General features: G+C 65.4%; 22 protein-coding genes. 9 read left to right on the top strand and 13 right to left on the bottom strand.

The features are described from left to right. Window positions 1-117: 117 nt before the first annotated feature. Both K359_RS0122755 and K359_RS0122750 read left to right on the top strand, forming a co-directional pair. Window positions 118-1,095: a magnesium transporter CorA family protein gene (locus K359_RS0122755; RefSeq protein WP_029081400.1), complete on the top strand. Its 978-nt coding sequence runs from the start codon at window positions 118-120 to the stop codon at window positions 1,093-1,095. A 139-nt stretch (window positions 1,096-1,234) separates the two neighbouring features. Then, a complete protein-coding gene (locus K359_RS0122750; protein ID WP_029081399.1) occupies window positions 1,235-1,453 on the top strand; it encodes a hypothetical protein in 219 nt (72 codons plus the stop codon). A 135-nt stretch (window positions 1,454-1,588) separates the two neighbouring features. On the opposite strand, the gene K359_RS0122740 is transcribed toward K359_RS0122750, so the two are convergent. Both K359_RS0122740 and pdxH read right to left on the bottom strand, forming a co-directional pair. Beyond that, the gene (locus K359_RS0122740; RefSeq protein WP_029081398.1) at window positions 1,589-2,341 is read right to left on the bottom strand and encodes an SDR family NAD(P)-dependent oxidoreductase; all 753 of its coding nucleotides are present in this window, start codon (window positions 2,339-2,341) and stop codon (window positions 1,589-1,591) included. A 21-nt stretch (window positions 2,342-2,362) separates the two neighbouring features. Next, on the bottom strand, window positions 2,363-3,004 hold the full coding sequence (gene pdxH / locus K359_RS0122735) for a pyridoxamine 5'-phosphate oxidase (protein WP_029081397.1): 642 nt from the start codon (window positions 3,002-3,004) through the stop codon (window positions 2,363-2,365). A gap of 108 nt (window positions 3,005-3,112) precedes the next feature. Between pdxH and K359_RS0122730 the strand changes: the two genes are divergently transcribed. Both K359_RS0122730 and K359_RS0122725 read left to right on the top strand, forming a co-directional pair. Then, window positions 3,113-3,520 carry an RT0821/Lpp0805 family surface protein gene (locus K359_RS0122730; protein WP_029081396.1) on the top strand — a complete coding sequence of 136 codons (408 nt, stop codon included), beginning with the start codon at window positions 3,113-3,115 and terminating at the stop codon, window positions 3,518-3,520. A 134-nt stretch (window positions 3,521-3,654) separates the two neighbouring features. Then, a complete protein-coding gene (locus K359_RS0122725; RefSeq protein WP_029081395.1) occupies window positions 3,655-4,617 on the top strand; it encodes a DnaJ C-terminal domain-containing protein in 963 nt (320 codons plus the stop codon). A 392-nt stretch (window positions 4,618-5,009) separates the two neighbouring features. Here K359_RS0122725 and K359_RS0122720 read toward each other — a convergent pair whose 3' ends face one another. Together K359_RS0122720 and K359_RS0122715 are read right to left on the bottom strand one after the other, a co-directional pair. Beyond that, window positions 5,010-5,774 carry an anti-sigma factor gene (locus K359_RS0122720; RefSeq protein ID WP_029081394.1) on the bottom strand — a complete coding sequence of 255 codons (765 nt, stop codon included), beginning with the start codon at window positions 5,772-5,774 and terminating at the stop codon, window positions 5,010-5,012. Window positions 5,775-5,840: 66 nt separating this feature from the next. Further along, window positions 5,841-6,329, bottom strand: a complete 489-nt coding sequence (locus K359_RS0122715) for a sigma-70 family RNA polymerase sigma factor (RefSeq protein ID WP_029081393.1) — start codon at window positions 6,327-6,329, stop codon at window positions 5,841-5,843. A gap of 173 nt (window positions 6,330-6,502) precedes the next feature. On the opposite strand from K359_RS0122715, the gene K359_RS0122710 reads away from it, so the two are divergent. Genes K359_RS0122710 through K359_RS0122695 form a run of 4 tightly spaced genes read left to right on the top strand, consistent with a single transcriptional unit; the run spans window position 6,503 to window position 10,383 of the window. Next, a complete protein-coding gene (locus tag K359_RS0122710) occupies window positions 6,503-7,102 on the top strand; it encodes a histidine phosphatase family protein (RefSeq protein ID WP_029081392.1) in 600 nt (199 codons plus the stop codon). 54 nt (window positions 7,103-7,156) lie between these two features. Beyond that, window positions 7,157-8,245, top strand: a complete 1,089-nt coding sequence (gene aroC / locus K359_RS0122705; protein WP_029081391.1) for a chorismate synthase — start codon at window positions 7,157-7,159, stop codon at window positions 8,243-8,245. Window positions 8,246-8,289: 44 nt separating this feature from the next. Beyond that, complete coding sequence (locus K359_RS0122700; protein WP_029081390.1) at window positions 8,290-9,483, top strand: adenylate/guanylate cyclase domain-containing protein; 1,194 nt, start codon at window positions 8,290-8,292, stop codon at window positions 9,481-9,483. Window positions 9,484-9,495: 12 nt separating this feature from the next. After that, window positions 9,496-10,383, top strand: coding sequence for a DMT family transporter (locus tag K359_RS0122695; RefSeq protein WP_029081389.1), 888 nt, complete (start codon window positions 9,496-9,498; stop codon window positions 10,381-10,383). Window positions 10,384-10,389: 6 nt separating this feature from the next. Here the strand turns inward: K359_RS0122695 and clpS are convergent, their stop codons facing one another. Continuing rightward, window positions 10,390-10,695, bottom strand: a complete 306-nt coding sequence (gene clpS, locus K359_RS0122690; RefSeq protein WP_029081388.1) for an ATP-dependent Clp protease adapter ClpS — start codon at window positions 10,693-10,695, stop codon at window positions 10,390-10,392. Window positions 10,696-10,961: 266 nt separating this feature from the next. Here clpS and K359_RS0122685 point away from each other — a divergent pair, with 266 nt between their 5' ends. Continuing rightward, complete coding sequence (locus tag K359_RS0122685) at window positions 10,962-11,810, top strand: DUF1194 domain-containing protein (RefSeq protein WP_029081387.1); 849 nt, start codon at window positions 10,962-10,964, stop codon at window positions 11,808-11,810. A gap of 98 nt (window positions 11,811-11,908) precedes the next feature. Here the strand turns inward: K359_RS0122685 and K359_RS0122680 are convergent, their stop codons facing one another. The 8 genes from K359_RS0122680 to K359_RS0122645 all read right to left on the bottom strand — a co-directional run bounded on the left by K359_RS0122680 (window position 11,909) and on the right by K359_RS0122645 (window position 21,191). Continuing rightward, a complete protein-coding gene (locus tag K359_RS0122680) occupies window positions 11,909-13,150 on the bottom strand; it encodes a class I SAM-dependent RNA methyltransferase (RefSeq protein WP_029081386.1) in 1,242 nt (413 codons plus the stop codon). Next, window positions 13,143-13,916, bottom strand: coding sequence for a TlyA family RNA methyltransferase (locus K359_RS0122675; protein ID WP_245284691.1), 774 nt, complete (start codon window positions 13,914-13,916; stop codon window positions 13,143-13,145). The genes K359_RS0122680 and K359_RS0122675 overlap by 8 nt, the downstream gene beginning before the upstream one ends. Further along, a complete protein-coding gene (locus K359_RS0122670; protein ID WP_029081384.1) occupies window positions 13,913-14,476 on the bottom strand; it encodes a nucleoside 2-deoxyribosyltransferase in 564 nt (187 codons plus the stop codon). The genes K359_RS0122675 and K359_RS0122670 overlap by 4 nt, the downstream gene beginning before the upstream one ends. A gap of 193 nt (window positions 14,477-14,669) precedes the next feature. After that, window positions 14,670-16,598 (bottom strand): 1-deoxy-D-xylulose-5-phosphate synthase, encoded by a 1,929-nt coding sequence (dxs, locus tag K359_RS0122665; RefSeq protein WP_029081383.1) that lies wholly within the window; start codon window positions 16,596-16,598, stop codon window positions 14,670-14,672. 554 nt (window positions 16,599-17,152) lie between these two features. Then, window positions 17,153-17,404, bottom strand: coding sequence for an exodeoxyribonuclease VII small subunit (locus K359_RS0122660; RefSeq protein WP_029081382.1), 252 nt, complete (start codon window positions 17,402-17,404; stop codon window positions 17,153-17,155). Between the two features lie 129 nt (window positions 17,405-17,533). Then, on the bottom strand, window positions 17,534-18,460 hold the full coding sequence (locus K359_RS0122655; RefSeq protein ID WP_029081381.1) for a histone deacetylase family protein: 927 nt from the start codon (window positions 18,458-18,460) through the stop codon (window positions 17,534-17,536). Window positions 18,461-18,652: 192 nt separating this feature from the next. Next, window positions 18,653-20,338, bottom strand: a complete 1,686-nt coding sequence (locus tag K359_RS0122650) for a bifunctional UDP-sugar hydrolase/5'-nucleotidase (protein WP_245284690.1) — start codon at window positions 20,336-20,338, stop codon at window positions 18,653-18,655. Between the two features lie 91 nt (window positions 20,339-20,429). Next, a complete protein-coding gene (locus K359_RS0122645; RefSeq protein ID WP_029081379.1) occupies window positions 20,430-21,191 on the bottom strand; it encodes a crotonase/enoyl-CoA hydratase family protein in 762 nt (253 codons plus the stop codon). Between the last annotated feature and the right edge of the window lie 155 nt (window positions 21,192-21,346).

Raw genomic sequence — 21,346 nt, 5'->3', positions numbered from 1 at the left:
TCACCGCCACTTGGCCGCCACAAAGATGGACGCCCGGTTAATGCCCCGGTCATGAAGCGCCAGCCAGAATCGCGCTAAGTCGGCGGGTCTTGCCAGCCCTGTTTCTTGGAGTTCCTGATGCTGTCGGCGTTCGTTCCTTCCGATTTCTCCCTCAAGAAGGCCGCCATCACCGACCTGGGGTCGCTGCCCGAGGGCGCGGTCTGGGTCGATCTGGTGAATCCGACCGTTGAGGAGGACCGGGCCGTCGAGAAGCTGGCGGGGATCGCGGTTCCGACCCGGGAAGACATGCAGGAGATCGAGATCTCCAGCCGTCTCTATATCGAGAACAGCGCGCGCTACATGACCGCGACGCTGATGTGCCAATCCGACACCGACATGCCGCGCACCACGGCGGTCACCTTCATCCTGACCGGCCATCGCCTGGTCACCGTGCGCTACGACCTGCCGAAGCCGTTCGCGCTGGTCGAGAACAAGCTGGCGCGCGCCTGTGCCCCCAGCATCACCGGCGAGCAGGTGCTGATGGAACTCTTGGACGCGGTGATCGACCGTTGCGCCGACATTTTGGAGCGCTGCGGGGCCGACATCGACCAGGTCTCCCACGACATCTTCGAGCCGGAGAGCGAGCGCCACGGCCACGCCAAGCAATATTCGCAGATTCTGATCACGATCGGCCGCAAGGGCGACCTGACCTCGAAGGTCCGCGAAAGCCTGGTCTCGATCGGCCGCCTCGTCACCTTCCTCTCCGCGATCGTGGAAGGGGTGAAATGGTCCAAGGACATGCGCGAGCAACTCAAGACCATGCAGCGTGACGTCGCCTCACTGACCGACCACGCGTCCTATCTTTCCAACAAGATCACCTTCGTGCTCGACGCCATGCTCGGCGTGGTCAATCTGGAACAGAACAACATCATCAAGCTGTTCTCGGTGATGGCGGTTGTCCTGATGCCGCCGACGCTGATTGCCTCGATCTACGGCATGAATTTCAAGCTGATGCCGGAACTCGAGTGGACGCACGGCTATCCGTTCGCGCTGGTGCTGATGCTGATTGCGGCGATCGTGCCGTACTGGATCTTCAAGTGGAAGAAGTGGCTGTAGGGCCTGTTTTTCAGGGCACGCGTCGCATTTTGGGATTCGGGCAACTGCCTTATTTCCTCTGCTAAAATTTGAGTGTTGCGCTGAACGTTTGGGCGAAACTTGTCTGCGATAACGCCCGCCTCGAAGCCGGAGGACAGCAATGGTTGAGAAGATCATAACGCCACGGCGTAACGTCATCGACTTTGCGCGCTATCAACAGGACCGCGCAGCAGGCAAGGTGCAGGCGATCTCGCCGAGACTTTGCCGTTACTGTGGCGCGGCGCTGCTTGATGGCGAGGACGAAGACGATTGCTCCAGCGCGTTGAACGACATCGCGCTGCAGCCTGAGAAGAAGTCGCGTCGGTTTTACGCCGACTAGAGGCCGAAGCCTCGGAGGCAGAAGCCTCGTTTGCCTTGTTACGCCTGCAAGTGAAGCAATCCCAAAGTGACGGCCGCGGCGGCGGCCGGGATCGCCTCGAAACTTCCTTCGCCGAAATAACGGCTCATCCCAGGCTCAGACGTGCTGACCACCGTTAATGTGGATCTCCGCACCGTTCACGTAAGAGCTGGTCTCCGTACAGAGAACGTAAATGATCTTGGCGACCTCGTCCGGCGTGCCGAGGCGATGCATCGGGATTTGCTGATCGACGATCTTCTCGGTGCCCGGCGACAGGATCGAGGTGTCGATCTCGCCTGGTGCGATCGAATTGACGCGGACGCCGACGCGGCCGAAGTCGGATGCCATTTCCCGCGTCAATGATGCCAGCGCGGCTTTCGAGGTCGCATAGGCAACGCCGGCGAACGGATGCACGCGGGAGCCTGCGATCGAGGTGACATTCACCACCGCGCCCCTGGCGTGCTTGAGCTCGTCGATCAGTCCGCGGGCCAACATGATCGGCGCGAAGAAGTTGACGCGAAACACGTGCAGCCATGTCTCGATATCGGTGTCCATGGTCCCGAGCCGCGCGCCGCCCGCCCCCTTCGGCGAGATCGCGGCGTTGTTGACCAGCGCGTGCAACTCGTCGTTCACCAACCGTTTGCGGATCTCGGAGATGGCGCGAACCGTGTCGTCATGATCGCCGAAATCGACCTCGATGTGATCTTCCGGTCCCGCGCCCCAGGGGCAGACTTCCGGAAATGCATGCCGTGAGCAGGTGATCACGCGCCAGCCGGCGGAAGCAAACCGGATCGCGGTGGCGTGGCCGATGCCGCGGCTGGCACCGGTAAGGAGCAGGGTACGGCGCGGCGCGTTGGAAGGAGGGGACATGGTGTCTTTCAGGCTGTCGTATCAAGGATAGAGCCGCACCTTCGACCAGGCGCTGCCGGCGCCGTCGCGGCGGAATTCGATGCGGTCGTGCAGGCGGAACGGGCGGTCGTGCCAGAACTCGAAACGCTGCGGCGTGATCCGCCAGCCGCTCCAGCCCGGCGGACGCGGCACCTCGCCGATCATGTATCTCGCGCCGGTCTTTGCGATCGCCTGCTCGAAGGCGAAGCGGCTCTCCAGGGGCTGCGACTGCTTGCTGGCCCAGGCGCCGATCTGCGCCTGTTTCGGCCGTGTGGCGAAATAGGCGTCGGCCTCGGCATCGGTCACCGGCGTGACCGGCCCCCGGATGCGCACCTGACGGCGCAATGATTTCCAGTGGAATAGTAAAGCGGCCTTAGGATTTGCGGCCAATTCGCGGCCCTTGGCGCTCGCAATGTGGCTGTAGAACACGAAACCGTCGGCGTCGAAGCCCTTCATCAGCACCATCCGCACGTCGGGCAGGCGGTCGGCATCGACGGTCGCGAGCGCCATCGCGTTCGGATCGTTCGGCTCGGACTTGACCGCTTCCGCAAACCATTCGCCGAACAGGGCAAACGGCTCCTCCGCCGCGGTGAAATCACCCGATGTTAACGGTGTCGGGTGTTTGATGGAGGTCGTGTCGGTCATGTCAGGAGTCCCGATTTGCATCCGCCCGTGTCCGAGAGCGCGCTACTGGCCCTATATAGGGCATGGGGGCGCGTTGGCCTATCGGCGATCCATCCCGCGGGCGCGGTGGTGACATTGATTCTGATCGGCGTTGGCGCCAGCGGCTGCAGCCTGTCGCGCAGCGGTGCTTTCGCCAAGATGGACGACAAGGATGTGACGGGTACGATCAACCCAACCCAGGTCAGCGCGGCGATGCCGACCGAGGGCGATCTTGCCTTCGCCCGCAATGCCGCTTCCGACGTGCTGACCAAGGGCGACAAGGATTCCAGCCAGTCCTGGGAAAACCCTGAGACGGGTGCGCGCGGCTCGGTGACGCCGCTGGCCCAGGCCTATTCGGGCGAGGACGGCAAGCAGTGCCGGGACTTCCTCGCGAGCTATGTCAATGGAGTCACTGAGAGCTGGCTACAGGGCGCCGCCTGCAAGGGTGGACAAGGACGGTGGGAAATCCATAACCTGAAGCCGTGGAGAAAGTCCTGAGAGTTTCGGCAGAAGCCGGCCGATCATGGACGGGCGCTAGTTGCAAAAATGCCACTGAGCCCCCACATGAAGGTAAAGTGGGCCCCGATGGGTTCCATCCAGGACTGATTTTTCCCGTGAAGGAGACGTGACGGATGCGCGACCCCTATGAGGTCTTGGGGGTGCAGCGGAGCGCCAGCGCTGCGACGATCAAGAGCGCCTATCGCAAGCTCGCCAAGAAGCATCACCCTGACAACAACAAGAACGACCCGAAGGCGGCCGCCCGCTTTGCGGAGATCAACACGGCCAATGAGATCGTCGGTGACGAGGACAAGCGCAAGCAGTTCGACCGCGGCGAGATCGATGCCGAAGGCAAGCCGCGCTTCCAGGGTTTCCCAGGCGGCGGCGCCGGTGGCCGTACCGGTCCGGGTGGCTTCGAATACAGCTTCCGCGGCGGACCCGGCGGCGGCGTGGGCGGCGGCAGCTTCGAGGACATCCTCAACAGCATGTTCGGCAATGCCGCGCGCGGCGGCGGTGGCGGCGGCCGTGCGGGGCGGTCCAGTCCGTTCGAGTTTGACGGCGGCGGGGTCGGGGTTGACCTCGATCTTTCGGTCGCCATGACGGTGTCGCTGGAGGAGTCGGTCAGGGGCGGCGACAAGCGCGTCCGCCTGCCGACCGGCCGCGAGCTCAACGTCAAGATTCCGCCGGGCGTGACCGCCGGCCAGCAGATCCGGCTGAAGGGGCAGGGCGAGACCGCTCAGGGCCACCCGCCCGGCGATCTGCTGATCACGATCTCGATCGCGCCGCATCCGTTCTTCAGGATCGACGGCAACGATCTCAGGATCGATCTGCCGGTGACGCTCTACGAGGCGGTGCTGGGCGGCAAGGTCCGGGTGCCGACGCTCGGCAGCGCGGTCGAACTGTCGATCCCGAAAAACACCTCCAGCGGCCGCACCTTCCGTCTCAAGGGCAAGGGGCTGTCGAAGGCGGGTGTATCAGGCGACCTCTACGTCACGACCCGGATCATCCTTCCCGACGGGAACGATGCCGAGCTTGAGGCATTGATGCAGACGTGGCGGGATCGAAACCCCTATAATCCGCGCAGCGATCTTGGCTGACCGCCGATAACGCGCCCCAAAGACGGACGAAGACGCGAAACTGCACCTACCCCGGACTCTATCGGGGTAGACGCGGGCGTTGCGAGCGGGTCAAACAGTGACCGGCCGCCGGAGGTCCGGGTTCTGTGGCGTGCAGACCGGATGGCGGAAAAGAGGAGTGCGGCCTCGAGAGGGGGACCAGCGCGGTACCAAACCCCAATCGAGGCCGCGTGCGCCGATCGGCGGATCGGGCGCAGATCATCTTCGCGTGAATATCCGGTGCGATAATGAGACGCCGCAATGACGCGAATCGAAATTTTCAATGTCGGAATTGGGACGCCGAGTGAGGCCGGATTCACTTTCCCGCCATGACGCAGTTTGCGCGGAAATTTCTTCCGTAGAATTACGGAAGATCAGCCGCCGCTCTTCTCCATCTGATCGTAGACGGCCTGCGCGACCTGGGTCAGGCGGCTGCGGTCGGTGCCGCCGCTGACGACATAGGCGACGCCGCGATCGGCCCAGAACAGCGCGCCGTCGCTGCCCTGGACGGCATAGCGCATCTGGGTCGCATCGGTCTTCGCCTTGGCGGTGTAGACCGTGAAGCGCTCGCCGGACGTGCTCTCATACATCAGGAACGACGCCGGCCCGCTCGGCCCCGGCAGCAGGCGGCCGCCGACCAGCTTCAGCCCGGTGAGCTCCGGCGCGCGGACGTCCCAGCCGCAGCGCTTGGTCAGCCATTGCTGCAGGTGGTCGCGTTCGCTGCCGGGCACCTCGACCGGGTGACGGACCTCGACCACGTAGAGGCGGTGCGCATCGAGCGCATCGACCGTGAAGCTCTGGAAGGCCGACGGCGTCGCCGCAGCGCCGTGCGCGATCCAGCCGACGCCGCCGCCGGCGATGAAGGCGGCCAGCGTCGCCGCCACCGCGCCATAGACCCAGCGGCGCGGCTGGCGCACCAGCCGCTCGAGCTCGAGCCGCTTCGGCACCGCCTCGTCCAGCACGGTGTCGTAGCGCGCATGCAGCCTCTCGGCCATCGCGCGCCATGACTGTACCCGCGCCGCGTCGTCAGGATGCGTGGCGAGCCACGCCTCGACATCGCCGCGGCGTTCGGCCGGCAGCTCATTGTCGACGTAAGCGTGCAGCTCGTCTTCGGTGACGGGGATGTTCGGGTCGGTCATATCATTCGTCTCTGCCAAATCTTGTGCGAAAATCGTTCATCGTAACGCCTGCTGTTGCGCAGCCTATCATTTCACCCGCCTGAGCGTCGGGCGCTGGCCTTCGATTGATGCCCGGACATGGGCGCGGGCGCGGGCGAGGCGGGACATCACCGTGCCGATCGGCACGCCCTGGATGTCGGCGACCTCCCGGTAGCTCATGCCCTCCAGCATCACGAGAAGCAGCACCGAGCGCTGCTCCTCGACCAGCGTCGACAGCGCGCGCTCGATGTCGCGTCCCTCGGCCTCGGTGCCGCTGGCGTCGGCATTGTTGTCGAGTAGCGGCAGGAAGGCCGGCCGCCGCGCCAGCGAGCGCCGGCGGTTCTTGTTCAAATTGGTCAGGATCGTGTAGAGCCAGCTCCTGACGTCGCCGCCGAGAAACAGCCGCTCCGAGCGCAGCGCCCGCACCAGTGTGTCCTGCACCAGATCGTCGGCGATATCCGAGTCACGCACCAGCGCGCGCGCATAGCGGCGGAGCGCCGGGATCATGGCTTCGACACTTTGACGAAACGCGGTCATGCATCCAGTCTTCGATGGTCGCGGCGCTAGCCGCCTCATCAAACATAACACCCTAACGTCACGGCTATTCCGGTTGCGCCGATCTGCATGCATGGCGCCTCAGCTGCGGCCGATTTGGGCTTGTCGCCAGCCGAAGTGCTGGTGTACCTCCGGACCGGAAATATTCGAAGCGAATGCCGGTGCCAACGATCTACTACATCCGCCACGGCGAGACCGCATGGAATGCCGAAGGCCGGCTTCAGGGCGTGCAGGACATCGGCCTCAACGAGCGCGGCCGTGCCCAGGCGGCGCATGCCGGGCGGATCCTCGCCGATCTGCTGGCACGCGACGGCCGTGACAAGACGACGCTGCCGTTCGTCGCAAGCCCGCTGATCCGGGCGCGCGCGACCATGGAGCTGGTCCGCGCCGAGCTCGGCCTGCCGCCCGGCGACTACGCCCTCGACGCGCGGCTGCGCGAGATCGGCTACGGGACATGGGAAGGCTCGACGCTGGCGCAGGCGCAGGCCGCCGACCCCGCCGTGTATGCCCGCCGCCTGGTCGAGAAGTGGACGGTGTCGCCATCCGGCGGCGAGAGCTATGTCGACGTGCAGGTGCGGATGACCGAGTGGTACCGCTCGGTGACCTCAGACACCGTCGCAGTCGCCCATGGCGGCACGGCGCGGGCGCTGATGGTGGCGCTCGGCTTCGAGACCCCGGCTTCGGCCGCGGACCTCTACATCGAGCAGGGCGCGGTCTACGTGTTCGGCGCAGCGGGCCTGCAGAAGTATAGTTAACCTGGGCGGTCACGCGAGGTTTGACCCCGCTGCCTGCGCGCGTTACGACACGCCATGTCCTTCAATACGTTCGGCCATATGTTCCGCGTCACGACCTTCGGCGAGAGCCATGGGGTTGCGATCGGCTGCGTGGTGGATGGCTGCCCGCCGCTGATCCCTCTCACGGTGGAGGAGATCCAGCACGACCTCGACCGCCGCCGGCCCGGCCAGTCGCGCTTCACCACCCAGCGCCAGGAGCCGGATGCGGTGAAGATCCTGTCCGGCGTGATGGCGCATCCGGAGAGCGGGGTGCAGGTCACGACCGGCACGCCGATCGCGCTGTTGATCGAGAACACCGACCAGCGCTCCAAGGACTATTCCGAGATCAAGGACAAATTCCGCCCCGGCCACGCCGACTTCACCTATGAAGCGAAATACGGCCTGCGCGACTATCGCGGCGGCGGCCGCTCCTCCGCGCGCGAGACCGCGACCCGCGTCGCCGCCGGCGCGATCGCGCGAAAAATCCTGCCCGAGGTCACGGTGCGCGGCGCGCTGGTGCAGATGGGCCCGCACAAGATCGACCGCGAGAAGTGGGACTGGGACGAGATCGCCAACAACCCGTTCTTCTGTCCCGACAAGGACAAGGCGGCGTTCTTCGAAAGCTATCTCGACGGCATCAGGAAAAGCGGGTCCTCGATCGGCGCCGTCATCGAGGTCGTCGCCGAGGGCGTGCCGGCAGGCCTCGGCGCGCCGATCTATGCCAAGCTCGACAGCGACCTGGCATCCGCGATGATGAGCATCAACGCGGTCAAGGGCGTCGAGATCGGTGCCGGCTTCGGCGCCGCCGAACTCACCGGCGAAGAGAACGCCGACGAGATGCGGACCGGCAACAACGGCACGCGTTTCCTGTCCAACCATGCCGGCGGCGTTCTCGGCGGCATCTCGACCGGCCAGCCGGTGGTGTTGCGCTTTGCGGTCAAGCCGACCTCCTCGATCCTGACCACGCGCCGCACTGTGGACCGCAAGGGCGCCGATACCGACATCCTGACCAAGGGCCGCCACGATCCCTGCGTCGGCATCCGCGCGGTGCCGGTCGGCGAGGCCATGATGGCCTGCGTGCTGGCCGATCATTTTCTGCGCGACCGCGGGCAGACCGGGCGCTGATCCCCTATATAGTGGCGGTCGCCAGATCGCCCGGGGAATTGCCAATGAATGCGTCGGAGCTACGGGACATCATCGAATGGATGATCGGTGGCGCGCGGTCGGCGCCGACCCCGCCGCAGATGATGGCGGAATGCTGCGAGCGCCTGGTGCGGGCCGGCTTGCCGCTGTGGCGGGTCGGCGTCTTCGTGCGCACGCTGCATCCCGAGATCTACGGCCGCCATTTCTTCTGGACGCCTGGCGCGGAGGTCGAAACCGGCACCGTCGATCACAACATTCTGGACTCCCCGGAATTTGCCGTCAGCCCGCTGTCGATCGTCTTCAGGCAGGGACTTGAAGTGCGCGCGCGGCTCGACGACCCCGCGAGCGCACGCTTTCCGATCGTCGTGGACCTGCAGGCGGAGGGCGTCACCGACTATGTCGCGATGCCGCTGGTCTACACCGATGGCTTCGTCAATGCGTCGAGCTGGACCACCAGGCAGCCGGGCGGCTTCACCGAGGAGCAGCTCGATGCGATCCGCTCGATCACCGTGCCGCTGGCGCGCTACATCGAGATTGTGACCCTGCGCCGCACCGCCACGCTGCTGCTCGACACCTATGTCGGCAACCGGGCCGGCGAGCGCATCATGGGCGGCCAGATCCGGCGCGGCCATGCCGATACGATGGATGCGGCGATCTGGCTGTCCGACCTGCGCGGCTTCACCGCGCTGTCGGACCGCTTGCCGTCCGAGACGGTGGTGGAGATCCTCAACCTCTATTTCGATTGCCAGGTCACCGCGATCCGCGACCATGGCGGCGAAGTGCTCAAATTCATGGGCGACGGCCTGCTCGCGGTGTTCCCGGTCGATGAATATCTCGGCGACGAGGTGCAGGTCTGCTCGCGCGTACTGGACGCCGCGCGCGCATCCCGCGCCGGCGTCGAGGCGCTGCAATTCGCCAACGGCGATGTGGTCGAGCGCTTCCGCTTCGGCGTCGCGCTGCATCTCGGCCGCGTGCTCTATGGCAATATCGGCGGCGGCAACCGGCTCGACTTCACCTGCATCGGTCCGGCGGTCAATCTTGCCGCGCGGCTGGAGAAGATCGCCGGCCGCCTCGGCCGCACCGTCGTCGCCTCCGAGCGCTTCGCCGGCATCTGCGACGGCGGTTGGAGCGATCTCGGCGAGTTTCCGATCGCCGGATTTTCCAAGGCCGAGCGGGTCTACGGCCTGTTCGACGAGGCGCCGCGCGCGGCCGCTGGCTAGCGGCGGCGCGGCGTGACTGACACGGACGCGCAGCGCCGCACCGGGATTGCGCTGGTCGTCGCGGCCGCGGCGGCGTGGAGTACCGCGCCGTTCTTCACCCGGCTGCTGCACTTCGATTCCTGGACCATCCTGTTCTGGCGCGGGTTGTTCGGCGGTGGCGCGATCGCGCTGTTCCTGCTCGCCACGCAGGGCTGGCGCGGCGCGCGCGATCTCGTCGTGATGCCCATGAGCGGATGGCTGGTGGCCAGCCTCTCGACCCTGGGCATGGTGACGTTCATTCCGGCGCTGCAACTGACCAGCGTCGCCAATGTCGCGATCATTGTCGCGATGCAGCCGTTTGCGGCGGCCGCGATCGCCTGGCTCTGGCTCGGCGAGCGGGCGCGCCCCGGCACATTGCTGGCAAGCCTCGTCGCGCTCGCGGGCGTGGCCATCACCGTCAGCGGCGCTGAAGGCATCACGGACTACCGGGGGATCGGCCTTGCATGCATCATGGCGCTGGCGATCGCGCTGATGACGGTGATGATCCGCCGGCACAAGGGCACCCCGATGATCGCCGCCGCGGCGCTCTCGAATGTTCTCGGCAGCGTCGTCAGCCTTCCATTCGCGCAGGGCATCGGCGCGGTCACCGGCGCCGATCTCGGCGTGCTTGCGATGTTCGGGGCATGCCAGGTCGGTCTCGGTCTCACTCTGTTTACGATCGGCTCCAGATTCCTGCCGTCCGGCCAGGCCTCGCTGATCGCCACCCTCGAAACCCCGCTGATGCCGTTCTGGGTATGGCTGGCGTTTGCCGAGGTGCCGTCGCCCCGCGCGTTGCTGGGAGGCGCGCTGGTGATGGGAGCCGTCGTCGCCGATATTGTGGCCAGCCAGCGGACGCAGCTCGCGCGGCCGGCGGAACGGTGATTACAGCTACTCTTCCGGCTCGGTGGTGAACAGCAGTGGATAGCCCTTGGCGCGGCCGGCGTCGGTGGCGCGCGTTGCCTTGGTCTCGGCGACGTCCCTCGTGAACACCGCGACCAGGCAGACGCCGCGCTGGTGTGCGGTCAGCATCACCTTGTAGGCCTGGTCGTCGGTCATGCGGAATTCGCCCTTCAGGATGGTGACGACGAATTCGCGCGGCGTGTAGTCGTCGTTGACCAGGATCACCTTGTGCAGGCGTGGCCGCTCGACCTTGGTCTTGGTCCTGGTTTTTGGTTTGACGACGCTATCGGGCATCGCCCGGCACTCCCTCGCGATTGCCCCGTAAGAATACCGTCTTCCGGCGCGCCTTGGAACCGGTCGAATTGCACGGCGTCATTGCGGCAACGGCACGGCGCGCTTTGTCTCATTCGAGACAGGTGATGTCTAACCTGCAAGCGCGTCCAACCTGCAAGTGACCAACCTGCAAGTGACTAACCTGAATGTGAAGGACAAATGATATCAGCGCTTTTCGCCGCCGGATTTGCGTGTCACCATGACGCTCATACGACGGGAGGGCCGCAATGCGCTGGTATGTCTCGATCGGAGCGGTGCTTGTCGCGGGCATGCTGGCCAGCGGCGATGTGGCCGGTGTTGCCGCGCCGGGCCCGGGACCACAGACCGGCCGGCTGGCGGAAAAGGAATCCACACCGAGCGTCGACATCGAACTGATCATCGCGGTCGACGTCTCCTATTCGATGGACATGGACGAGCTCGCGATCCAGCGCGAGGGCTATGCGCAGGCAATCGTCTCCAAGGATTTCCTGCAGGCGCTGAAGGCCGGGCCGAACGGCAAGATTTCGATAACCTATTTCGAATGGGCCGCTTCCAATGATCAGAAGGTCATCATTCCCTGGCGGGTGATCGATGGCCCGGAATCCGCCGATGCGGTCGCCGCCGAGATCATGAAGACGCCGGTGCGCCGCGCCTCGCGCACCTCGATCTCCGGCGCGATCTATTTCGCAATCCCGATGTTCGACGAGAATCCGCATCGCGGCCTGCGCCGCGTGATCGATATTTCCGGCGACGGGCCCAACAACAACGGCGCGCCGATCACGCCTGCGCGCGATGCGGCGCTCGACAAGGGCATCGTCATCAACGGGTTGCCGATCATGGTGAAGGAGCCCTCCTACTCGACGATGGATATCGAGAATCTCGACCTGTACTACGAGGATTGCGTGATCGGCGGGCCGGGCTCTTTCGTGGTGACGATCAAGGACCGCGAGAAGTTCAAGGAGGCGATCCGCACCAAGCTGCTGCTCGAAGTCGCCGGCCGCACCCCCGAGCGCCCGATCGTGCGGACCGCCGAGAAGGAGCCGCGGGTCAGTTGCACGATCGGCGAGAAGATCTGGCAGGACCGCTGGGGGCGGTAGTGATCGCGTAGGATGGGTAGAGCGGAGCGAAACCCATCATTCTCGTTCCGCTGCGATGGGTTTCGCTCCGCTCTATCCATCCTACGGTTTTATCCTGATCAGCGCGCAAACCGCGCCACCAGTTCGACATGCGGCGTATGGCGGAACTGATCGACCGGGGTGACGCCCGCGATCCTGTAGCCGCCATCGATCAGGATTTTCGCGTCGCGCGCAAACGTCGCTGCATTGCAGGACACCGCGACGATCACCGGCACCTTGCTCGCCGCCAGCTGGGTGACCTGCGCCTGCGCGCCCTGTCTCGGCGGATCGAACACCACGGCATCGAAGTCGCGCAACTCCTGCGGCATCAAGGGGCGGCGGAACAGGTCGCGTGCTTCGGCCTTGAGCGGCTTCAGCCCCGGCGTCGATTGCGCGGCCTTCTGCAGCGCTGTGATCGCGCCGGCATCGCTGTCGAAGGCTGTGACCCGAGCCTTCTCCGCGAGGCGCAGCGCGAACGGGCCGACGCCGCAGAACAGATCGGCGATGTGCTTGGCGCGTCCGCAATGCTCGCGAACCAGCGCCGCAAGCGTCTCCTCGCCCTTGACGGTCGCCTGCAGGAACGAGCCCGGCGGCAGCACCACCTTCACCTTGCCGATCGCAACCTCCGGCGAGCCGCGCTGCAGCACCAGCTCGCTATGCCGCGTCAGCCGCGCCAGCCGATGTTTCTCCGCGACGCGCGACAGCGTGGTGATCAGGCTCGTCGGCAGCGCGCCGGAGCCGCGCACGTCGATGTCGAGGCCGTTGAGGGTCGCGGTGACCTGGATGTCGAGCGGTTTGCCGATCGAGATCAGCGGCTCGGCGACCGCCCAGGCGGCCTCAAGCGCGCCGTCGAGCGCCGGATCGAGGATCGGACAGCGGTCGACCGGGATGATGTCATGTGACCCTGCAGCGGCGAAGCCGACCTTCAGCACCTCATGGGTGCCCATGCGCCCGTGCAGCGTGATGCGGCGGCGGCCCGCGCCGTGGGCATCGAGCAGCGGGGCAACCTCGGCCGCAATCTTCGTCTGCGCCAGGGTCTCGACCACGATGTTGCGCTTCCAGGCATGGTATCCCGCGTCGTTCCAGTGCTGGATCGCGCAGCCGCCGCAGACGCCGAAATGCGGACAGAACGGCGCGATGCGCTCCGGGCTTGCCTGCGCCACCCGCAGCAGCCGACGCCGGTCGGGATGCTGACCGGGGACGTCTTCGACCTCGACCGTTTCGCCGCCGAGCGTGTAGGGCACGAAGGTCGACTGCGCCCCGTCGATCGCGACGCCGTCGCCGCGGTGGCCGACATGGTCGATGGTGAGGAGCTCAGCCACGGCGCGCGCCGAGGAAGAATTCGATATTGCCGTCGCCACCGGTGATGGAGGACGGGAACACATGGATGTCGGTGCAGCCGAGCGAGGCGGCGAAGGCTGCGATATCGTCGCAGATTTCCTGGTGCACCATCGCGTTGCGGATGACGCCGCGCTTGGCGTGTTTGCGCGCCGCCTCGAATTGCGGCTTGATCAGCGCCAACAGATGCATCGGCGCGGCCGCCAGTGACAGCGCCACCGGCAGCACCAGCTTCAGCGAGATGAAACTGACATCGATCACGACGATGTCGGGTCGCGCCGGCAGGCGCTTGCCCTCGAAATTCCGGATGTCGGTCGCCTCCATGGAGACGATCTTCGGATGGCCCTGCAGCGAGGGATGCAGCTGGCCGTGGCCGACATCGATGGCGAACACCAGGCTCGCGCCATTGGCGAGCAGCACCTCGGTGAAGCCGCCGGTCGAGGCGCCGACATCGAGGCAGACGTGGCCCTCGATATCGATCGGATAATGCTCGAGCGCGCCGGCGAGCTTGACGCCGCCGCGCGAGACATAGGGATGCGCCGGCTCGGCCGTGAGTGTGGCACCGGGCGCGACGATCTCGGACGCTTTTGCAATCGGCTTGCCGTCGGCGGTCACGAGGCCGGCGTCGATCGCGGCGCGCGCCCGCGCCCGGCTTTCGAACAGGCCGCGTTCGACCAGCAGCACGTCGATGCGCTTGCCGGCGGATGCGTCGTTGTCGTTGTCGCCCGGCTTGGTCACTTGTTTGGTCACTTGGCGCCCTGACGGCGCTGCGTGGCGGCGAGCCGCACGCAGGCCTCGAAGGAGGTGAGGTCGTGCCACAGATCAGCCGACGGCTCGCGCGGCGTCACCAGCGGACTGCCGTGCAGATCGAGCGCGTGCATCATCATCAGATTGTCCGGCAATCCAAACTCTTCCACCGTCAGCCCCTCCGCGTCGATCAGGCGTCCGTCGGATGCCGGCACGACCTGGCTCAGCCGCGCCACGCGATTGGCGTAGGACGTCGGATCGTTCGAATAGGCGAGGCACAGCTTGCCGCGTCCTGCCATGTAGCCGAGTTCGTAGACGGTGCCTGCGTCGGCACTGGGGCCACGAAACGGCGTCAAATTGGCGATGATGGCGTCGGCAGACTCCATCATCGCCTCGTTGCTCTTGAAGATGGTGAGAGAGGCGCCGGCGGCAGCGGGATCGATGCCGTTGTCGAGCGGATACAGCCCGGTCAGCCCGTGATAGGCGCAAACCTCCGCCTTGCGGCGACCGATCTCCACGGCATCCGGCAGGAACACGTCAGGACCTGCCAGATAGATTTTCATGGACTTGCCTAGGATGAGATCGACTTGGAACCCCTCCCATTGGGAGAGGTCGCGCCCACCGGGTCGCGCCAAAGGCGCGCCCGATGACAGGCTCCGGCGCGGGTGAGGGGTTATGTTCTTCCATGGGGCCTCACCCCCTCACCCGGATCGCTTGCGCGATCCGACCTCTCCCCGGTGGGGAGAGGTGGAACGATTACGCGAGCTTGACGGTCTCGGTCTTGTAGTCCTTGCCGAGGGTTTCGAACACCTTGGCAACGATGCTCTTGGCGTCGAGACCCGCGCGGGCATACATCGCCGCCGGCGAGTCGTGGTCGAGGAACACGTCGGGCAAAATCATCGAGCGGAACTTCAGCATGCCGCTGTCGAGCATGGCGTTGTCAGACAGGAACTGCATGACATGCGAGCCGAAGCCGCCGATCGAGCCTTCCTCGATGGTGATCAGGATCTCGTGCTCGCGCGCGAGCTTCATGATCATCTCTTCATCGAGCGGCTTCATGAAGCGCGCGTCCGCGATCGTGGCGGAGAGGCCGTGGGCGGCGAGTTCGTCGGCGGCCTTCTCGCACTCGGCGAGGCGGGTGCCGAACGACAGCAGCGCGACCTTCTTGCCTTCGCGGACGATGCGGCCCTTGCCGATCGGCAGGGGAACGCCGACTTCCGGCATCTCGACGCCGCGGCCTTCGCCGCGCGGATAGCGCAGCGCGCTCGGGCGATCGTTGATCGCAACCTGCGTCGCCACCATGTGAACCATTTCCGCCTCGTCGGCGGCGGCCATGATCACGAAGTTCGGAAGGCAGCCGAGATAGGCGTTGTCGAACGAACCGGCATGGGTCGCGCCGTCGGCGCCGACCAGGCCGGCGCGGTCGATCGCGAAGCGGACCGGCAGGCTTTGGATCGCGACGTCGTGGACCACCTGGTCATAGCCGCGCTGCAGGAAGGTCGAGTAGATCGCGCAGAACGGCTTGTAGCCTTCGGTGGCGAGGCCGGCGGCGAAGGTCACCGCGTGCTGCTCGGCGATGCCGACGTCGAAGGTGCGGTCCGGGAACGCCTTGTTGAAGATGTCGACGCCGGTGCCCGACGGCATCGCCGCGGTGATGGCGACGATCTTGTCGTCCCTCTCGGCTTCCTTGACGAGGCTCTGGCCGAACACGTTCTGGTAGGCAGGCGCATTCGGCTTGGCCTTGGCCTGGGTGCCGGTCGCGACGTCGAACTTGACCACCGCGTGGTACTTGTCGGCGGAGGCCTCGGCCGGGCCGTAGCCCTTGCCCTTCTGGGTCACGACGTGAACCAGGATCGGCCCGGTCTCCATGTCGCGGACGTTCTTCAGCACCGGCAGCAGATGGTCGAGATTGTGGCCGTCGATCGGGCCGACATAGTAGAAGCCGAGCTCCTCGAACAGCGTGCCGCCGTCCATCATGAAGCCGCGGGAATATTCCTCGACGCGATTGGCGCGGTTGGCCAGCACCTTCGGCAGATGCTTGTTGATCTGCTTGGCCGCCTCGCGCAGCGAGCGGTAGGTCTTGCCGGAGTAAAGGCGCGACAGATAGGCGCTCATCGCGCCGACCGGCGGGGCGATCGACATGTCGTTGTCGTTGAGGATCACGATCAGGCGCGAGTTCATCGCGCCAGCGTTGTTCATGGCCTCATAGGCCATGCCCGCCGACATCGCGCCGTCGCCGATCACGGCGATGACGTTGTTCTTGCCGCCGGAGAGATCGCGCGCCACGGCCATGCCGAGGCCGGCCGAAATCGAGGTCGAGGAGTGCGCGGCGCCGAACGGATCGTAGTCGCTCTCGGTGCGCTTGGTGAAGCCGGAGAGGCCGCCGCCGGTGCGCAGCGTGCGGATGCGGTCGCGGCGTCCGGTCAGGATCTTGTGCGGGTAGGCCTGGTGGCCGACGTCCCAGATCAGTCGGTCGCGCGGGGTGTCGAAGGTGTAGTGGATGGCGGTGGTCAGTTCGACCACGCCGAGGCCAGCGCCGAAATGGCCGCCGGTCACCGACACCGCGTCGATGGTTTCCTGGCGGAGCTCGTCGGCGACTTGCCGCACCTGCTCGACCTTCAGCTTGCGCAGGTCATCCGGCGTGTGAATCGTGTCAAGAAGCGGCGTTTTACTAAATGTGGTCACAGCGAATTTCCAATTTTTTGCCTGTCGGAACGAACGGCCCGACGCGAGATGGGTTGGCGCGCTCACCGCGCAGCGAATGCCAGACACTGGGTGCCGCCCCGGCAGGCCGTGCCTGGTTGTCAGCCTAGATTCACTCCGGATTGGACCACGTGATATGCATCACCTTGGTCGCTCTTCACCCGTCCCGGTTCAGTTTTATCGAACCATTTGAGTTGCTTGCCGCCCGAATAATTCGGGCCGCCCGCCACCCTCAAATGCCCATAGAACTGGAAGCATTACACCAAAGCCGCCGCCAAAGCCAACCCGCTAGGGGCGCTGGGTTCCTATGCCTTCTACTGAAAAATCCAGACTTTTCAATGCTAGAGGCTGCAGGCGGGTTCCAATCCGCCCATTTTTGCGGCAGCCGGCCGGCCCGGATCGGACAGATTCGTGACAGCACCGGACCGCCGCAGTCGTCCCGCGGCGGGGTCAATTGCCGGAAATACGGAGCAACAATTGTCCGCTCTCGCGGACATCCTGTCGCAGGATCGCGATGGTCAGGCGCCTTGCGGGCGCTACTGCACGTCGAGCGGCTCGGTGCCGGTCGGCTGGCCCGAGGCGTCGGTGGTAATCTTGTCGACGCGGGCTTCGGCCTGGCGCAGCAACTCCTCGCAGCGCCGCTTCAGCGCCTCGCCGCGCTCATAGATCGCGACCGATTCCTCAAGCGGGACCTTGCCGTCTTCGAGCCGCTTGACGATCGATTCGAGTTCCTCGATCGCGCGCTCAAAGGAGAGTTTCTTGACGTCCGCCTCGGTGTTTTCGGCCATTCTTTGCGTTCCTGATTGCGCCGATCAGATCGCAACCTGATCTTGTTCGTCCGAGCATGACCTGTCGCAGGCCATGCTCGCCCCGGCGCAGAATCAAACGAATTTTTGCGGGCGTATTGTGGCGGGTATTTAGACGCCCATCAATGCGGTGACGTGAGATGCCACCGACTCTTTCAGGCCCTCGAGGTCGTAGCCGCCCTCCAGCACGGAGACCACGCGGCCGCCGGCGCTCTTGTCGGCCACATCCATCAGCTTGCGCGTGACCCAGCCGAAATCCTCGCCGGTCAGGTTGATCGAGGCCAAGGGATCGCGGTGATGTGCGTCGAAGCCCGCCGAGATGACGACGAGTTCGGGGGAAAACTTCTCGAGCTGCGGCAGGATCAGATTCTCGAAGGCCGCGCGGAACTTGGCACCGCCGTCGCCGGGCGCCAGCGGCGCGTTGACGACGGTGTCGTGCTCGCCGCGCTCGCCGGCGGCGCCGGTGCCGGGGAACAGCGGCATCTGGTGCGTCGAGCAATACATCACGGTGGGATCGGCCCAGAAGATGTCCTGCGTGCCGTTGCCGTGATGGACGTCAAAATCGATGATCGCGGCGCGCTTGATGCCGTATTTGCGCTGCGCGTGGCGCGCGGCGATCGCGACATTGTCGAAGAAGCAGAAGCCCATCGGCGTCGATTTCTCGGCGTGATGGCCCGGCGGCCGCACCGCGACGAAGGCGTTCTGGTGGGCGCCGGTCATCACCGCATCGGTGGCGGCCACCGCGCCGCCGACGCCGCGCATCACGGCTTCCCAGGTGCCCGGCGACATCGAGGTGTCGCCGTCGATATAGATCATGCCCGAGGTCGGCGCGATGTGGCGCAGCTCGCCGACATAATGCTCGCCATGACAGAGCAGCACGGTGTCGAGGTCGCCTTCGGGCGCCAGATCGCGCACCAGCGCCTTGAAGCGGTCCTCGCCAAGCACCTCGGCCACCGCGCGCAGCCGGTCGGGGCGTTCGGGATGTCCTGGAGGGGTCAAATGGTCGAGGCAGGCGGTGTGCGTCAGAAGCAGTGTCATGCAAATTCCCGGCGCAATGGTGGCGCGTGCGAGGACGCATGATCCGGAAAAGTGTGCAGCGGTTTTCCGGACAAGATCATGCGCGAACGATCCCTAATTTAGGCGGTTACCGGCTCGCCGGAAAGGGCCTAGCTTCGATCCTGCCGCATCGTTCCACTCACTAGTCTGATGGCGAAGTGTGTCGGTTGCGCCTCAATTGATCCGCTCGATCCGCTTTCCGGCGGTCGGGCCGATCGGGCTGTTGGCCTTGAAATAGGCATAGAGCGCATCGACGTCGTAGATGCCGAATTGCTGCGCCGTTCCTTCCTTGAACACCGTGAAGCCGTCGCCGCCTTCGGCGAGATAATTGTTCACGGTGACGCGATAGCTCGCGGCGGGGTCGATCGGCCTGCCGTCGAGCGACATCCGCGCGGCGATGATGCGCGCGCCGTCGGGCTTGCTCGCATCCCATGCATACGCAAAGCCCTTCGAGACCTGCAGGGCGCGCGGCCGTTTCGGGTCGGCCCATTGCTGCTCCAGCACGTCCTTGAGCTGCTTGCCGGTCAGCGTCATCGTCACGAGCTGGTTGCGGAACGGTTGGCTGGCGAAGATGTCGGCATAGGTGACCGCGCCGTCCTCGCGCCTGGTGATATCGGTGCGCACGCCGCCCGGATTGGTGAAGGCGATCACCGCGCCGCCATTGGGCTCCGAACTGGTCGCGAGCAGTTGCGCGTCGGCGACGATATCGCCGAGCGGGCTCTCGCCGGAATCATTGGGCACGCGCGACAGCGTTTCGGTGACCGAGCCGGCCGCGCGGTTGGCGATCGGCGCGGCCAGCCGGTCGTAGGATTCCAGCAGCGCGCTCTGCTCCGGATCCTTGGCCGTGCCGGCGATCTTCACGATGGTGTTGTCGGCCTTCGCACTGATCACGTCATGGGTCCGCGGATCGAGCTGCAGATCGATCGCGCTGACCAGCGTGCCGTATTTGTCGCCGGAGGTGACGAGACGTCCGTCGATTTCGCAGACATAGGCCTGGTGGGTGTGGCCGGAGATCACCACGTCGACCGCCTTGTCGAATTTCTTCACGATGTCGACGATCGGCCCGGAGATGCCGGGGCATTCATTATAGTCGCCGGTCGGAAAGCCGCCTTCATGGATCAGAACCACGATCGCCTCGACGCCCTTCGCCTTCAGCTCGGGGATCAGCGCATTGACGGTCTCGGCCTCGTCGCGGAAGTCGAGGCTCGCGACGCCGGCCGGCGACACCAGATTCGGGGTGTTCTTCAGCGTCAGCCCGATGAAGCCGACCGGGATGCCGTCCAATTCCTTGATCTCGTAGGGCGGAAACACCGGCTTGCCGGTGGCCTTGTCGATCGTGGAGGCGGCGAGATAGCGGAATTTGGCCCCCAGGAACGGGTGCGGCCCCTGGCACTTGTCGACCGGGTGGCAACCGCCATTCTGCATCCGCAGCAGCTCGTCCTTGCCCTCGTCGAATTCGTGATTGCCGACCGAGGAGATCGCAAGTCCCATCATCGAAAGCGACTCGATGGTCGGCTCGTCATGAAACATCGCCGACAGGAACGGGCTCGCGCCGATCAGGTCGCCGGCCGCAACGAAGATGTTGTTCTTGTGGCCTTCGCGCAGCTGCTTGACGATGGTTGCCATCCGCTCGGAACCGCCGGCGGGCACCATGATCTTCTTGCTGGCATCGGCGGGATCGGTGATGCGGATGCCGCCCGGCGGCGGCCGCAGATAGCCGTGGAAGTCGTTGATCGCGAGGATGCGCAAGTTCACCGGCGCCGCGGTCTGTGCCCGAGTGGGGCTTGCCGCGACCAGACCGAGTGCGCAAAGCGCGACGAGAGGCGCAAGAGGCTTAAGGCGGGGGCGGGGTTGTCTCATGACCTGTCCATGGAGCGCATAATCATGGCGTGCACGATCATGGAACACACGATCATGGCCCGGCGCCACTACAATTTTGCGACGCTTCGTTTCAATCCTTCGTGCGCGCCATGAAGGCCCTGAAGGCGTCGACCGCTTCGCTGGAGCGCATGCGTTCGCTGAACAGATGGTTCTCCTGTTCGATGCGGCGGGTGACGTCCTCCGGCGGCAGCCGGATCAGACGCCGCGAGATCGCCACCGCCTCGGCCGGCAGCGCGCAGATCTCGCGCGCCACCTTGTGCGCCTCGACCTCGGCATGGCCCGGCGCCACCACGGTGTTGACGAAGCCGGCGACGCGGGCGTCGTCGGCCGACATGGTGCGGCCCATCACCAGCATCGCAAACGCGCGCTGGTGGCCCATCGTGCGCGGCATCAGCAGGCTGGAGGCGCCTTCCGGCACCAGGCCGAAATTGGAGAACGGCGTCGAGAACGACGCGGCCTTGCTGGCCAGCACGTAGTCGCAGTGGAACAGCATGGTGGTGCCGATGCCCATCGCGACGCCGTCGACCGCGGCGATGATCGGCTTCACATTGTGAGCCAATGAATACAGGAGCTTGACCAGGTCGGAGGCGGGCGGCGTCTCGCCGGTCGAGGTGCCCTGCGCGAGCAGGTCCTCGATGTCGTTGCCCGCGGTGAACACGCCGGAGCCGCCGGTGATGATCAGGCAGCGGATCTTCGGATTATTCTGCGCCTTGTCGATCGCGTCGCTGATCGCGCGAAACATCTCCTGGGTGATCGCGTTCTTCTTCTCGGGCCTGCGCAGCCGGATCACGCGTGTAGCGGCTTCATCGGTCACTATGACATGCGCGGTCATCAAGCGGTCCCAGGGTCGGCCGGCATCGTCGCCGGCGAGGTCGTGCCGCTATCCTACATGATCCCGTGCAAGCCCCAAGTGTTCGCGGAGGCTTTTCCTCTTCTGCGAGCATGAGGACGGCGCAATGCAGTTAACCGGAATTCACCTTTCCTGAG

Origin of the sequence: Bradyrhizobium sp. th-b2, from assembly GCF_000426785.1 — a bacterium.
GTDB lineage: Bacteria > Pseudomonadota > Alphaproteobacteria > Rhizobiales > Xanthobacteraceae > Bradyrhizobium > Bradyrhizobium septentrionale.
The sequence above is the reverse complement of the archived record's forward strand: the minus strand, read 5'-3'. Positions and strand labels throughout refer to the sequence as shown.